17 protein-coding genes are annotated in these 14247 nt (G+C 71.7%); 6 read left to right on the top strand and 11 right to left on the bottom strand.

What is annotated here, in order from left to right; genetic code table 11:
* Both ACYVOO_RS35385 and ACYVOO_RS35380 read left to right on the top strand, forming a co-directional pair.
* On the top strand, positions 1-465 hold a 465-nt coding region (locus tag ACYVOO_RS35385), incomplete at its 5' end, for an RHS repeat-associated core domain-containing protein (protein ID WP_461019825.1).
* Between the two features lie 8 nt (positions 466-473).
* Positions 474-953, top strand: coding sequence for a hypothetical protein (locus ACYVOO_RS35380; protein WP_461019824.1), 480 nt, complete (start codon positions 474-476; stop codon positions 951-953).
* 184 nt (positions 954-1137) lie between these two features.
* Here the strand turns inward: ACYVOO_RS35380 and ACYVOO_RS35375 are convergent, their stop codons facing one another.
* The 9 genes from ACYVOO_RS35375 to ACYVOO_RS35335 form a co-directional block, all read right to left on the bottom strand.
* Positions 1138-2742: a thiamine pyrophosphate-binding protein gene (locus tag ACYVOO_RS35375; protein WP_461019823.1), complete on the bottom strand. Its 1605-nt coding sequence runs from the start codon at positions 2740-2742 to the stop codon at positions 1138-1140.
* Positions 2743-2858: 116 nt separating this feature from the next.
* The gene (locus ACYVOO_RS35370; protein ID WP_461019822.1) at positions 2859-3677 is read right to left on the bottom strand and encodes an ABC transporter ATP-binding protein; all 819 of its coding nucleotides are present in this window, start codon (positions 3675-3677) and stop codon (positions 2859-2861) included.
* Positions 3670-4557, bottom strand: coding sequence for an ABC transporter permease (locus ACYVOO_RS35365; RefSeq protein WP_461019821.1), 888 nt, complete (start codon positions 4555-4557; stop codon positions 3670-3672). Before ACYVOO_RS35365 ends, ACYVOO_RS35370 begins: the two co-directional genes overlap by 8 nt.
* Entirely contained in the window at positions 4554-5309 is a 756-nt protein-coding gene (locus tag ACYVOO_RS35360) for an ABC transporter permease (RefSeq protein WP_461019828.1), read from the bottom strand. Before ACYVOO_RS35360 ends, ACYVOO_RS35365 begins: the two co-directional genes overlap by 4 nt.
* A gap of 104 nt (positions 5310-5413) precedes the next feature.
* Positions 5414-6433 (bottom strand): ABC transporter substrate-binding protein, encoded by a 1020-nt coding sequence (locus ACYVOO_RS35355; RefSeq protein WP_461019820.1) that lies wholly within the window; start codon positions 6431-6433, stop codon positions 5414-5416.
* Between the two features lie 110 nt (positions 6434-6543).
* On the bottom strand, positions 6544-7572 hold the full coding sequence (locus ACYVOO_RS35350) for an LLM class F420-dependent oxidoreductase (RefSeq protein WP_461019819.1): 1029 nt from the start codon (positions 7570-7572) through the stop codon (positions 6544-6546).
* A 563-nt stretch (positions 7573-8135) separates the two neighbouring features.
* Positions 8136-8990, bottom strand: a complete 855-nt coding sequence (locus ACYVOO_RS35345) for a helix-turn-helix domain-containing protein (protein ID WP_461019818.1) — start codon at positions 8988-8990, stop codon at positions 8136-8138.
* A gap of 4 nt (positions 8991-8994) precedes the next feature.
* Positions 8995-9510 (bottom strand): DUF6879 family protein, encoded by a 516-nt coding sequence (locus tag ACYVOO_RS35340; protein WP_461019817.1) that lies wholly within the window; start codon positions 9508-9510, stop codon positions 8995-8997.
* Positions 9485-9742, bottom strand: coding sequence for a hypothetical protein (locus tag ACYVOO_RS35335; protein WP_461019816.1), 258 nt, complete (start codon positions 9740-9742; stop codon positions 9485-9487). The genes ACYVOO_RS35340 and ACYVOO_RS35335 overlap by 26 nt, the downstream gene beginning before the upstream one ends.
* Positions 9743-10028: 286 nt before the next feature.
* On the opposite strand from ACYVOO_RS35335, the gene ACYVOO_RS35330 reads away from it, so the two are divergent.
* The 4 genes from ACYVOO_RS35330 (at position 10029) to ACYVOO_RS35315 (ending at position 11197) form a co-directional block, all read left to right on the top strand.
* Positions 10029-10451 carry a hypothetical protein gene (locus ACYVOO_RS35330; RefSeq protein WP_461019815.1) on the top strand — a complete coding sequence of 141 codons (423 nt, stop codon included), beginning with the start codon at positions 10029-10031 and terminating at the stop codon, positions 10449-10451.
* Positions 10452-10489: 38 nt separating this feature from the next.
* Positions 10490-10642 carry a hypothetical protein gene (locus tag ACYVOO_RS35325; protein WP_461019814.1) on the top strand — a complete coding sequence of 51 codons (153 nt, stop codon included), beginning with the start codon at positions 10490-10492 and terminating at the stop codon, positions 10640-10642.
* On the top strand, positions 10639-10959 hold the full coding sequence (locus tag ACYVOO_RS35320; protein ID WP_461019813.1) for a hypothetical protein: 321 nt from the start codon (positions 10639-10641) through the stop codon (positions 10957-10959). The genes ACYVOO_RS35325 and ACYVOO_RS35320 overlap by 4 nt, the downstream gene beginning before the upstream one ends.
* Positions 10960-11059: 100 nt before the next feature.
* The gene (locus ACYVOO_RS35315; RefSeq protein ID WP_461019812.1) at positions 11060-11197 is read left to right on the top strand and encodes a hypothetical protein; all 138 of its coding nucleotides are present in this window, start codon (positions 11060-11062) and stop codon (positions 11195-11197) included.
* Positions 11198-12131: 934 nt separating this feature from the next.
* Here the strand turns inward: ACYVOO_RS35315 and ACYVOO_RS35310 are convergent.
* Together ACYVOO_RS35310 and ACYVOO_RS35305 are read right to left on the bottom strand one after the other, a co-directional pair.
* The gene (locus ACYVOO_RS35310) at positions 12132-13055 is read right to left on the bottom strand and encodes a DUF5336 domain-containing protein (protein ID WP_461019811.1); all 924 of its coding nucleotides are present in this window, start codon (positions 13053-13055) and stop codon (positions 12132-12134) included.
* Between the two features lie 162 nt (positions 13056-13217).
* A complete protein-coding gene (locus ACYVOO_RS35305; protein WP_461019810.1) occupies positions 13218-14138 on the bottom strand; it encodes an N-acetylmuramoyl-L-alanine amidase in 921 nt (306 codons plus the stop codon).
* Between the last annotated feature and the right edge of the window lie 109 nt (positions 14139-14247).

Here is a 14247-nt window from a genome sequence, read left to right as displayed (position 1 = left end):
CGCTACTACGACCCCGAAACCGCCCGCTACCTCACCCCCGACCCCCTCGGCCTCACCCCCGCCCCCAACCACCACACCTACGTCCATAATCCGCAGACGTGGGCCGACCCGCTGGGATTGAAGCCATGTAAGAAGGCAACGGAAGACCTAAACTGGAACGAGAAGAGTCGTCCAACCTTTGGGCACACTTTTAGTGAGCACGGAGCGGGAACCAAGAACACCCAGAGTCTGATCGACCGTGCTCGAAGCACCGGGAACGAGCAGGGGCAATGGCTCGACAATTCCAAGGCTGTGGAATTCCTCAAGGAGCACCACGATCCTCATGGCGGGGTGCGGGAAGTTCCGATCCCCGAAGGCATGGGGCAAGTGATCAAGCCTGATGGTGAAATTGTCAATCCCACCCATGTGCGCATGGTCCCGAAGCCGGATGGAACGTACAAGACTGCCTTCCCCATCGTGAAATGAATCGATCAATGAACCTTCACATGTCCATCGTTTTTCCTTCGGAGCAGCTTTCCCTGACTCCTGATTTCGACCTGACGAGCGACTATGAAGTCCTGGTGATGGATGTCTGCGAGCTTCTGTCCGAGACGGACTGCCGGTTCGTCATGGGCGGATTCGGTCAGGACCCCTGGCCGGTCGACGTCTCCTACGACCTCTCCTCGGTCATGGAGCAACTGCCCACGGCGATCTCCGACCTGCGTCGACGCGGAGAGGCAGTCATCGATCTGTACGGGCAAGGGGTGCAGCGCCGCCTGACCTTCGCCCCTACCGGCGACCTGGTGAATATCCGCTGTTCTTCGGACACTCGCTGGCAGCCTGACCCGGCAGCGGAGCAGGTGTCGTACGAGGAGGCGCTGCGTCTCCTAGAGGGCCTGAAGAAGGATTTCAGGGCCGCCGTGGAGCGGACTTCTCCCACCGTGGCTGCGGCCGGTCCCTTCGCTGAATGGTGAGTCCAGCGAGGAGCGGGGTCGAACGTGGGTGTGATGAAACGCTGTGAAGGGATCCCTGATCCCTGTCGCCGAAGAAACACCCTCCCCGAGGGGGACGACGACTGGGCGATGGCCGATTCCCGCATCGGGCTGAAGAAGCAGGCGGGCACCGTCGCACGCGGGGTGGGTGAGGGGGTCGGGCTCGTCAGGGGTCCGGGGGCACTGTTACGTCCAGCAGGATCGGTTTCGTGCGGTCGGGCAGGGTCGGGGTGATCCCGTGCAGTGTGGTGAGGAGGTCGGCGTGTGTGCGTACGGTGTGGGAGGCGCAGCCCATTGCCGTGGCCAGGCCCGCCACGCTGATGTCTTCAAACGCGGGCCAGGGCCCCGCCCCCGCACCGTGCTGCGCGGCCACCCCGTCCAGCACCGCGTACCGCCCGTTGGACAGGACGACGAACAGCACCCCGGCCCCGTACCGTACGGCGCTCCACAGCGCCTGGATGCCATAGAGCGCGGAGCCGTCGCCCACCACGGCGACGACGGGACGGCGCGGCTGCCCCAGCCGCAGTCCCGCCGCGGCCGGGAGCGCGAAGCCCAGGCCGCCCATCGCGGCGGAGACGTAGCCGAGGGGTTCCCTGGCGGGCAGCAGGGCGTGGAGGTCGGCCCGTGCCGACGGGCACTCCTCGACCACGATCGTCTCGCGCGGCAGCCCGCGCGCCAGCGCGGCCAGCACGTGCACGGGCCGCAGCGGTTCGCCGGGCCCCGGCGGCTCGGGCGGCGCGGGCGGCCTCGCGCGCGGGGGCGGGCGCGGCACGGTGTGTTCCCGCGCGGGCAGTAGCGCGGCGAGCTGGGCGCAGACCTCGCCGGGGTCGGCCAGTACCGCGAGGTCGGCGGGGCTGCGGTGCGCCTCGTCGGGGTCGTCCGTGACGACCGCGACGCGCGTGCCCGCGGGCACCAAAGGGCCTGGCTCGTACGGGTACTGGCGGAAGACCGGCGCCCCGACCGTGAGCACCGCGTCGCGGTCCGCGAGCCGCGCCCGTACCCCGTCGCGCTCAGCGGGCAGGACGCCCGCGTACAGCGGGTGGTCCTGCGGAAAGCCCGCGCGGGCCTCGAAGGACTCCTGCCAGACGGGGCACCGCAGCCGCTCGGCCAGCGCGGTCAGCGCAGCCCACGCGGCGGGCGAGTCCGCGCCGGCGCCGACGACCAGCGCGGGCGTGCGCGAGCTGGCCAGGAAGTCGGCGAGGGGCTGGACGTCGGCCGGGGTGAGCGAGACGGGTCGCCGCACCCCGGCGGGCGCGGCGACGACCTCGCGCCCGTAGTCGTACGGCGCCGACCAGTCGTCCATGGGCACGACGACCAGTGCGGGCCCACGGTGCGTCACGGCCTCGTGGTGGGCGCGCGCGAGGGCCGAGGGCACGTCCTGGGGGCGGGCAGGCTGCTCGTGCCAGACGGGGTAGTCGCCCGCGAGCCCCGTCAGCTTGCCCGTCAGAAACGGCTCCAGCGCGAGGTGGCGGCGGTCCTGCTGGCCGACGAGGACGACGAGCGGGGCGCGGTTGACGCGCGCCGTGGCCAGCGCGCCCACGGCGTTGCCGAGCCCGGCGACGGTGTGCAGCAGGGCGAGCGCGGGGCGTTCCGTGGCGAGGGCGTGGCCCGTGGCCATGCCGATGACGCTGCCCTCGTGCAGGGCGAGGAGGAAGCGCAGGTCGTCGGGGAAGTCGGCGAGCAGGGGCACCTCGGTGGAGCCGGGGTTCGCGAAGACCGTCGTCAGGCCGAAGTGGCGCAGGGTGCGAAACGCCGCGTCCCGCACCGTCACCGTCCCGGGTGTGCCAGGTGTCCCGGGTGTGCCACGTATCCCGGATGTGTCCGACGCGTACGACGCGCCCGTGCCCGACGTGTCCCCGCCCGCACCCGCCCCCGTACCGTCCGCGCTCACCTCGCACCGTCCCACGGGCCGTCCCACGGGCCGGGCCCGCCGGAGGAGCCGGAGGAGCCGGAGGAGTGGGCGCGCTGGATCTGTTCGTAGACGTGGGCGCGCAGTCGCGCGAAGCGGGGGTCGGAGCGGGTGGTGACCTGGTCGCGGGGCGCGGGCAGCGGCACGGGCAGTTCCTCCTGCACGGCGGTGGGGGCGCCCGAGAGGACCACGATGCGCCGGCCCAGGTAGACCGCCTCGTCGATGTCGTGCGTCACCAGCAGCACGGTGACACCCAGCCGCCGCCACAGGGAGAGCAGCAGATCCTCCAGCTCCGCGCGGGTCTGCGCGTCCACGGCGGCGAAGGGCTCGTCCATCAGGAGCAGCCGAGGCTCGTAGGCGACGGCCCGCGCGATGGCCACCCGCTGCTGCATGCCGCCCGACAGCTCCCACGGGTGCGCCCGCGCCGCGTCAGCCAGTCCGACGGCGGCCAGTGACTCCGCGACCAGCTCGCGCCGTCGCGCCGCCGCCACCCGCTTCTCCTTGAGCGGCAGTTCGACGTTCTGACGCACCGTCATCCAGGGGAAGAGGCTGCGCCCGTACTCCTGGAACACCACGGCCGTGTCCCGCGGCGGCCCTGCCACCCGCGACCCCGCGAGCCGCACCTCGCCGGAGGTGGGCGTCAGCAGCCCCGCGACGCACTTGAGCAGCGTCGTCTTGCCGCAGCCCGAGGGGCCGACGACGCAGACCAGTTCGCCGTCGTCGACGTGGAAGTCCAGCTCGCGCAGCGCGTGGGTGCCGTTGTCGTAGGTCTTGTGCAGTGCGATGACGTCAAGCATGGGTACCCCGCGAATCCGCGCGCCCCGCGCGCCCTGTGGCCCCCATGTGCCCCGCGCGTGCGATGTGCCAGGACAGTACGCGCCGTTCGACGGCGCGGAAGGCGAGCGAGAGCCCGAAGCCGATGAGGCCGAGCACGACGATGCCGCTCCACATCTGGGGGATGGCGAAGCCGCGCTGGAACAGCACGATGGTGTGGCCGATGCCGGAGGTGCTGGCGAACATCTCGCCGATCACCATCAGGATGATGCCGATCGACAGTGCCTGCCGCAGCCCGGCCATGATCTGCGGGCTCGCGCCGCGCAGCAACAGGTGCCGCAGCCGGGCCACACCGCGTATCCCGTAGCCGCGGCAGGTGTCGGCGAGCACGTCGTCCACGGCGCGCACACCCTCCACGGTGTTGAGCAGCACGGGCCAGACGCACCCCGAGACGACGACCAGGACCTTCATGGCGTTGTCGAGCCCGGCCAGCAGCATGAGGAGCGGCACCAGCACGGGCGGCGGCACGGCGCGGAAGAACTCCAGGACGGGCTCGCAGGCGGCGCGCAGCCCCGGCGATGACCCGATGGCCACCCCGAGGCCGGTCCCGAGCAGCCCGGCGAGCGCGTATCCGGCCAGCAGCCGCCCCAGGCTGGGCAGTACGTCCTCGGTGAGCCGTTCCGAGAACCACACGTCGGCGAAGGCGGCGGCGACCTCCCCGGGCGGCGGCACGTAGAAGCTGTCGGCCGCCGCGCTCCACGCCCACCAGCCGAGGACGAGCAGTACGGGCAGCCCGAGCGCGGTCAGCAGCCGCAGCGCAGCCCTGGCCGCGACGGACCGCCCCCGCCCGGACCGCCCTCGCCCGGACCGCCCCTGCCCGGACCGTCCCCGGTCGCCGCTCACCGGGGAACCTCCCCGCGCACGGACGGATGCCAGGCGAGCACGCGCCGCTCCAGCCACCGCACCGCGAGGTTGACGGCGACGCCGACGAGGCCCGCGACGACGATGAGCGCGTACACCGTCGTCACCGCGCCCCCCGACTGCGCGGTCTGGATGCGACGGCCCAGCCCCGGGCTGCCGATGACGAGTTCGGCGGTGACGGCGAGGATGAAGGCGACGGTGGCGGCGAGCCGCAGCCCGGTCATCACGTACGGCAGCGCGGTGGGCCACACCACGTGCCGCAGATAGGCGCGTCGCCGGAAGCGGTAGCCGCGCGCGGTCTCGCGGGCCACGGGATCGACGTCGGCGACCCCGTACAGGACCTGGATGAGCACCTGCCAGAACGACGCGTAGATCACGAGGAGCAGCGAGGAGCCGATCCCGGCCCCGTAGAGGAGGGTGGCCAGCGGGATCAGCGCGACGGACGGGATGGGGCGCAGGAACTCGATGGTGGAGGCGGTGGCGGCGCGCAGGCCCGGCACGCTGTCGATGAGCGCGCCCGCCGCGAGCGCGGCCGCGAAGGCGATGCCGAGGCCGAGCGCCCACGAGCGCAGGGTCTCCCCGAGCGCCGTCCACAGCGCGGCCCCGGCCGCCTCCTGGGCGAGCCTGCCCAGGATCTCGGTGGCGGGCGGCAGGTGCGCGGGCTCCACGAGGCCGAGCCGGGGCACGGCCTCGGCCACGGCGAGGAGGACGGCGAAGCCGCCGACGCCCAGCAGGGCGGTCCGGGCGCGGGCCCTCGCCCGGGTACGGGTACGCGCACGCGCACGCGTGGGGGCACGGGGACGGGGACGAGGGCGGCCCGCGACGGGGCTGTCCCCGTTCACGGCAGCAGCGCGTCCACGTCGGCTTCCTTCTTCAGCACGCCGTCCTCGCGGGCCAGCTCGCCGATCTCGCGCACGGAGCCGGTGTTGATGTCGGCCGGCCACTTGGGCAGCACCATCTTCTCGGCGACCGGCGCCGGGATCTCCGCGTAGCCGCGCAGCACCTCGCGCACCGCGTCCGGGTGCTCGGCGGCGTAGGCGTTGGCCTCCTCGATGGCGGCGGTGAAGCGTTCGGCGAGGTCGGGCTTTTCCTTGAGCAGCTTCTCCGTCGTGAAGTACATGGCCACGGTGAGGTCGTCGTCCGTGGCCTCGGCGAAGTTCCAGGCGACGGGCTTCGCGCCCTGGTCCCTGGCCTGGGTGACGAAGGGTTCGACGACCCAGATCGCGTCCACGCGGCCCTTGTCGAGCGCTGCGGGCATGTCGGGGAACGGCATCTCGGTGAACTCGATGCCCGAGGGGTCGCCGCCGTGCTCGCGCACGGTCTCCTTGACGGTGGTGTCGCCGATGTTCTTGAGCTGGTTGACGGCGATGGTCTTGCCCGCCAGATCCTCGGCCGACGAGATGCCGCTGTCCTCGCCGACCAGCACGGCGCTGTAGTCATTGCCCGGTTCGCCCGTCGACGCGACGCCGCTGGCCACCGCCTTGAGGGGAAGGCCCTGGTCGCGCCCGGTGAGCAGGGAGGTCGTGTTGCCGAACGCGAAGTCGAACTGCCCGCCCATCACACCGGAGACGCTTGCGGCGCCGCCCTGGACGGGGGTGATCTCCGCCTTGATGCCGTGCTTGCCGAAGAACCCCCGCTTCTCCGCGAGGTACGCGGGGGCCGTGTCCACGATGGGGATGGCGCCGACGTTCACGGTGTCCTTGCCCCCGGACTTCCCGTCCCCCGAGCCCGAGCCCGAGCCGCCGCCGCACGCGGCGGCGGTGAGGGCGACGAGGAGGGCGCCCGCGACAGCGGCCGTCCGGGGGAGCGCGCGGACGCGTGGAGCTGTGGGGCGGCGCGGGGCGCGGGAACGGTACACGGGCACTCCTCTTCTCGGGAGGAACCGGGCGAGCACGTTAGAGCGGGCCCGTACAAGCGTCAACGGTCCCCGTCAGCCGGACCCGAGCCCGTACCGGTGCGGCACACGCCTCAACGGGCGGCGGGAACCTGCTCGTTCAGCTCGGCCAGCGTGCGCAAGGTGGCCGGGTCCGGGGCCGTGACCAGCAGATCCGTGACGGGTCCCGCGCGCCACAGCTCCAGCCGCTCCGCGATGCGCCCGCGCGGGCCGACGAGGGAGATCTCGTCGGCGAACGCGTCCGGAACCGCGCGTACGGCCTCCTCGCGCCGCCCTTCGAGGAAGAGCTTCTTCACGCGCTCGGCCTCCTCGGCGAAGCCCATCCGGGCCATCAGATCGGCGTGGAAGTTGCGCTTCGCGTGGCCCATGCCGCCGATGTAGAAGCCCAGCATGGCCTTGACGGGCAACAGCCCCTCCGCGACGTCGTCGCACACCCGCGCCTGCGCCATGGGGGCGACGAGGAAGCCCTCGGGCGCGTCGGCCAGCGACGCCTCGTAGACGTCCGTGCGGGTCGGCGACCAGTACAGCGGCAGCCAGCCGTCCGCGATCCGCGCCGTCTGCGCGATGTTCCTGGGCCCCTCGGCGCCGAGCAGCACGGGCAGCCCCGGGCGCAGCGGGTGGGTGATCGGCTTGAGCGCCTTGCCCAGACCCGTGCCGTCCTCGCCCCGGTACGGGTGCGTCAGGAAGCGCCCGTCCAGCTCCACCGGGGCCTCGCGGCGCAGCACCTGGCGGATGACGTCGACGTACTCGCGGGTGAACGTCAGCGGCGACTCCGGGAACGGCCGCCCGTACCAGCCCTCCACCACCTGCGGCCCCGACAGCCCGAGCCCGAGCAGCATCCGGCCGCCGGAGAGGTGGTCCAGGGTCAGCGCGTGCATCGCGGTGGCCGTAGGGGTGCGGGCCGCCATCTGCGCGATGCCGGTGCCCAGCTTGACGCGTGAGGTGTGCGCGGCGATCCAGGTGAGCGCCGTGAAGGCGTCCGAGCCCCAGGACTCGGCCGTCCACACCGAGTCGTATCCCAACTCCTCGGCGAGCCGCGCGAGTTCGAGATGGCGCGGATCGGGACCGCGCCCCCAGTAGCCGAGCGTGAGGCCCAGTCGCATCCGCCGCCCCCTCCGGGCTCCGGGACCCGGCGCCCGGCGGCCGTGCCGTCCGGCGCCCGTGGTCCGCTGGTGAATCCGCGATCCGCTGATGAATCGTCAGCTGAACGTCGCGGCAGCGTACGCCAACGGGGCCCCGCCCGGAAGGGGCGGATTCTCGGGGTCCTCGCAACACCTGATGGTTCACGTGGTCGTCAGTAGATCACCCAGCGGCCCCGCCGAACCTCTCCCGCCGAAGGAGTCGACTCCCGCTTCCAGCAGGCATTCTCCGGACCACCCCCGCGCGTGCGGGGAGCACGTCAGCGGGGCGGCCGGACCGCTGACGGCCACCGGACCACCCCCGCGCGTGCGGGGAGCACCCTTCGTGACCTGGGATGCTAGTCGCGGAATCCGTCATTCTGCATCACTTCGGCCCGCCGGTTCTCGATGAGGTGGGCGTGCTGCTCGGGAGCGATGATGTCGGCCGTACGGCGAGCGTACTGCCGTGGCCCACGTTCTCCCTGCTCACAGCGTTACGGGGCGGCCTTCGTCACGCCGGGCTCGGTGGTGAGCCTGGCAGCGGCTCGCTACCTCAGTGCCTCGATGGCCTTCGTGATGATGACTCGTGCCTCTGTCCCGTACACGGCGAGTTCAGAGAGGCGGGCGAACGCGCGCAGGTAGATGTCCAGTTCGCCGGGCGCCGTGACGGTCACCTTCGCTGCGAGCAGCTCTACGTGGATGCGCACGTCATCGAAGACCGTGAACTGCTCCAGATGCCACATGACGTCTTCGCGGTGGGCCGTGGCTGGGATGATGCCGAGCGACATGGACGGCAGCGCCATGGACGCGAGGAGGCTGCCCAGTTGGCCAGCCATCACCTCCGCGTCGCCGACGCGGTGGTGCAGGACGTTCTCCTCAAGGAGCGTCGCGAAGCGGTGGTTCCCTTCGTGGAGAACGTGGGAGCGGCGCATGCGCGCTTCGACGGCATCGCTGACGTCGTCGGGCGTGCCGCGGAAGCCTGCGATGGTGCCCATGAGGGCGGTGGCGTAGCCGGGCGTCTGGAGATATCCGGGGACCACGTGGGAGGCGTACACGCGGAACTGCCGGGTGCGCTCGTACAGGCGCGCGGAGGTCTCCTGCAACTGCCGCATCCCGGTGCGCTGAAGCCGCTTCCACTGCACGTACATGGAGTCGGCCTGCCGGTTGGCCGCGATCAGGTCCTCCGCCTGGTCCTCGGCTTCGCACGCCGCGCACCAGGCGCGGATGTCGGCGTCAGACGGTGCGGTGAGGGCGTTCTCGATGCGGGAGGACTTGGCGACGGACCAGCGGCAGCGCTCGGCGAGTGCCTTGCCGGTGATGCCCGCGTCCAGGCGCAGCTCTCGCAGGCGCCCTGCGAGAGCTGCGCGCGCCTGGTGCACGCTGGAGGAGGGGAACGGTGCCACCGGGCTACTTGACCTCGTACTCGTCGTGTCGGATGGCGCGGTCCCAGACCGCTTCGAAGGCTTCGGCGTACGCGCTCACGAGCGTCGGCTCGTCGCGCAGCTCGTTGTCGATCCACTCTCCGTCCCCGGAGAAGTGGTGCACGCGCATCAGACGGTCGTCGAAGAGCCAGAAGTCGGTGGCGGGCAGCAGCAGGCCCGTCGCCTGGTGTCGGGGCAACCACCGAACCGCCTCGCCCGCCTCGACGTTCGCTCGGGTCTGGTAGTGCTCCCACCGGATGTAGTCGGTCACCGGCTCGGAGACGACGCGGGCCCGGCGTACGGAGACGCCTCGGGCGACGGCGTCGGCGACGTGCTGGTGGTAGGGGCGCCACCACGAGGCCCGGTCACCCCAGTCGACGCGCTCGCCCTGCTGCCAGTCCTCGAAGCGCGGGTTGCTGAAGTAGGCGTCCCGGGCCTCGAAATGGACCGCCGATCGCTCGCAGCCTGCGAGGAGTTCAGCGAACTCCGGGATCGAGTTCATCGCACGCCTTCCTGATGATCGGGATCATCCGCTTTGGGATCCGGACGATGGCCTCTCCGGGCGGGACCGGCACCCTTGCTGGGGAGAGCGCGTCGCACGTCGACTCCGTCCGTTTGTCGGCGTCGTAGCCCTGAATCAGCAGGTCTGCTGTCTCCGTGTCCACCCACACTGTCGGGCATCCGTCTTCGTCCGTGTCGGGGTCGATCCCGGCGAACCGAATGTCCATGGTCATTGGCCTCCCGGGTTAGCTGATTACACGGACTTACATCACGGTCATATCCACTGCAGATGGTGTCAAGACCGCGTGCTGGCTACGACCAGGCAGCTGAACTGGTCTGTAATTCGGTGCAACTTCGTAGCGGTCCGGAGGGTGTGGTTCCTAGCGTCGGAAGACACGCAAGGCCCCGGCGAGGTGATGGCCTCCTGGGGCGCGGTCGACGCTGCTGAGGGGCGCCAACATGGCCATTACCATCCCGCACGCCCCGCAGCTTGACGGTGGTTTGAGAGCAGGCGACAGGATGAAGGCCGACACGCGCCAGTGGGCCCCGCCCTCGGGAGTGGCTGCTGAGATGCTGCCCGCAGGGGTCCACTGGGACGCTGTATCCAGCCCGTCGTATCTGGGTGATCGGGTGCTGGCGCGGCTCGGACGTGAGTCGGGGGCGGTGATCCGGGACCCCTACGGGCACCGGCTGATCTGGCTCGTGCCGCCCCGTACGACGGAGGGGTGGGTGGTCCCCGAGACCTCGTGGGTGCAACCGCTCAGCGTCACGCAGTACCTCACGGTCCCGCCCGTCTGGTGCACCCGTTCCGCCTCCCCGCACTGGATCCGGGGCTGGGCGGATCACGGGCTGACCGATGCGCGGTTGCTGTACGTGGTGCTGGACGCGGTGATCCGTGCCGAGCACGGGCCCCGCGAGCACGAGGGCGGGGCCGGGCGGTGAGTCCGCGTTGTTTCCGCTGCTGCCAGGTGCCGGGCACGGTGACCGTCCTTGAGCTGTATTCCGGTGACGAGCGGGGCGCGAGTCCGCAGACGCGCACGCGCATCGTTCCCGTGAAGGTCTGCGACCGATGCGCGGCCGACATCGCCGTCGAGGACGAGGTCCGCGCCCAGAACCCGGAGGCGGCACGGTGACCGCGCCCGAGCACGAGTGCGGCGTCGAGGACCCGGTGCACGAGGGCGACGTGCGCGAACACGTCACTGCGCAGAAGAGCCCCTACTACCGGCCGCTGTGGCTGTGCGCGCGGCACCGCCGCTACGTCGGGTACGCCCTGGACCGCATCGCCGTGACGGGCGAGGAGCTGGTCCGTGCCATCGCCGTCCTCTCCGGCGCCGGGAAACGCCGTACCGACAAGGCTGAGCCTGATCCGGAAGTCGAGCCCGCCCCGCCCGTCCTGCTGGTGGTGAGCCCGTCCGCGTGCTCCGGCCGCAGACACCCCACCAGCTCGTGACCCGGTCGCCCCGGCTTTCGGGATGGCGGCGGTGAGCGGGATGTCGGGGGTCTGCGCCTGGTGCCGCTGCTGGACGGAGGAAGGCCGCCCAGACCAGTGGGTGACCGCCTTGTCCGGCCCTGACCGGCCGCTGATCGCCTGCCCGCTGTGTCCGCCGGGGCGGATCGAGCAGATCGCCTCCCTCACCGTCCTGCTCGGACTGATCGCCGTCCTTCTCTACGTCACCGTCACCCACTGACCAACAGGAGCAGTGCATGCCTCGTGACCACACCGTTCTCATCCCCGCCGACCCCGAGGACGTCTTCTACGACCCCCATGGCTGGGCCACCACATCGGGTTTCCCCGTCGCCGTACTCGACGGCCACGCACCCCACTTCGTGATGCGCCGCATCCAGGACCGCGCCGTACGCCTCATGTACCAACTCCCGCACGGCACCGCGTTCCTCACCAGCTACCCGCGTCCCATGCCGTCCGGGCAGGTCATCGAGATCATGGAAGGCAACCTCACCACCCTCCTCACCGCCCACGCCTGCCACCCCCTCCGCCTGCGCGAGAAGGGCGAGCGCATCACCGCCAACGGGGAGACACGGGACTGTCTGTCCACCCTCCTCGCCCCCGACGCTGGTGGCACGCCCGCCACGCCCGCATCGGCAAGGCCCTGCAACTCGACGGCCGCACCGTCATCCTCACGGCACCGCTCGTCGGCGGACGCACCCTCCAACTGGTCACCGTGTCCCCGCGCGACGCGACCTCATGAGATGCCCGTCCCCTGGGGGAAACCGTCGGCAGCGGTCCAGGGGACGGGTCCCACGTCCTGGCGGGGACGGCACCTGCCCCGGCGGGTGGACACGCCAGGACACCCGGCCGTCCGCGCCCCGGCCCCCGTCGCGGACGGCCGGGGCTGCTCCTCTCGTACGAGATCGGGGGCGGAGATCGGTGTGCGGAGCGCGTCGGCGATGGCCCGGCGTCTGCGGAGGATGCGGTCGGGCTGTGGTCCGGCGGGCGGCACCCGCGATACCGCCGTCCTCCCGATCCAGTGCCTCAAAGAACCTCGCCCTCAACTCCTCAAAAACCCACGATCCCCGCGACTCCCTGAACTCCAGGGTGTCGCGGGGATCGCTGGAACCCGCCAAGGGCGAGGGGCCGTCAGAGAGCAGCGGGCGGGCGCGGGGTCAGCCGCGCTGGATGCCCGAGGTGTCCTGGAGGACGCCGCGGCGGCCGTCCTGGGTCTGCGCGACGAGCGCCTGCCCGCGCTGCTCGACCGCGAGGTACCAGGTGCCGGGCGCCAGCTCGGCCACCGGCTGCGGCGAGCCGTCCTCACCGAAGAGCGGACGCGCGACCGGAACGGCGAACCAGAAGGGCTGGAAGTTCGGGTCCGGGGCACCCCCGCCCGCCGCCGGACCACCCTGCTGCGGTTGCGGCTGCCCCGGCTGGGGCTGGCCGGGCTGCCCCGGCTGACCCGGCTGCGGCTGACCGGCCTGCGACGCGCCCGGGTACCCGTAGCCACCCGGCTGCCCCGGCTGCGCGCCGAACGGACCCGGCTGACCGGGCTGCGCGCCCGGGTAGCCGTAGCCCGCCTGGGGCTGGCCCGGCTGGCCGCCGTACGGGGTCGGCTTCGGGCGCGGCGCGCTCAGGAGCGGGGCCTTCAGCGCCGGGATCGCCGAGCCGAGCACACCGGCGGCGGCGAAGACGAGCGCGAAGAGGATGGTCAGCCAGGCGCCCACGCCGAACCCGACCCGCTCGTTCAGGTCGACGCCCTGCTCGCCCTCCGGGAACATCGTCGAGAACATCGACCAGATCGCCGCCCAGGCGACCGTGACCGAGAGCGCGGAGCCCCACTGGTCCAGGCCGAGGCCGAGCAGCTTGCGGCCCTCCGGCAGGGCACGGGCCGCGACGAACAGACCGGCCACGATGAGCGCGAGCAGATGGACCGTCGGCAGCAGCGGGAAGGTCACGGGCGACCAGGCTGACCAGTCGCAGCTGTCGCCGGTGCACTCGTCTGTGACGGCGAAGAACGGCAGGAAAGAAGCGATCAGCAGCAGCACCGCTGCACCGATCACCGCACCATCGCCTCTGGTGAGCGAGCGGATGTTCACGTGGGGTCCTTAGTCGGTCTTGTGGTCAGTGTGTCTGCCGGGGGTGAGCACCCCATCGTACGGACGACACTATGGGCCGCTCCGGCGGGTCGTCCCGGGAATTCCGGCCGACCCGGGCGGCCGTCACCCACCGCCGGTGCCCGTGCTCCCCGTACGCGGCGGCTACCGCTTCCCGGTCAGGTACGCCGCGATGCCGTCCGCGACGCCCTGAGCCGCGCGACCGCGCCACTTCGGGTCGGTGAGCAGCCCGGCATCCTCCGCGTCGCGCATGTTGCCACACTCGAGGAACACCTTGGGGACCGTGCTGAGATTGAGACCTCCCAGGTCGCCCCGGGTGTCCAGCCCCTTGCCGTCATCGATGTAGTCCGCGGGCCGCTCGCCCGTGGCGCCCCGGAACGCGTCCACAAGGGCGCGGCCCAGCCGCTCCGACGGTTCGACGATGGCCGACGTGTCCGCCTCCCCGTCGCGGACCTGTGCGGGGAGGATCACATGGAAGCCGCGGTTGCCCGTGGGCGCCCCGTCCGCGTGCAGCGAGACGACGGCGTCGGCCTTCTTCTCGTTGCCCGTCCTGGCCCGCTCGTCCACGCACGGCCCGTACTCCCGGTCCCCGTCGTGCGTGAACACGACGGTCGCGCCCCGCTTCCCCAGGTCGCTACGGACCCGGTGTGCGAGATCGAGGGTGAACTCGGCCTCCGCGTAGCCGTCGTTGGTGGCCGTGCCCGTGGTGTCGCACTCCTTCTTGCCCGTCCCGATATCGACGAGGCGTGCGATCTCGTCCGGGTGGTCGCGGTTGTTCGGGTTGTGCCCGGGGTCGATCACCACGGTCTTCCCCTTGAGGGGCCGCGCCTCCGGGACCTGTTTCCCCTGATCCCCCTGCTCCGGGGCCTTGTCCGAGCCCTTGTCCTCCCCGTCCGTCTTCTTCGCGCGGGCGTGCGCTGTGGCGTCGTCGCGGGTCATCGACTGCCATACGAGCCAGCCCGCGGTGCAGGCGGCCAGCAGCACCGCGAGGACGAGCCCTACGACGAGGGCGCGGGGCAGCCACCAGGGCCGTCGGGGCGGGGGGAACAAGCTTCCGTTCGACACGCGGGCGACTCTAGATGATGGATCCCTATCGATCTTGTGCGGCGACCCGGTGCCCCGGCTTCAGCGAACGGGCCCGGCGAACGGACCCCCGGCGAGCGTGGCCGTGTCG

Source organism: Streptomyces daliensis, assembly GCF_054782395.1.
Note: the sequence above shows the minus strand (reverse complement) of the source record. Positions and strands in the feature narration are given on the sequence as shown.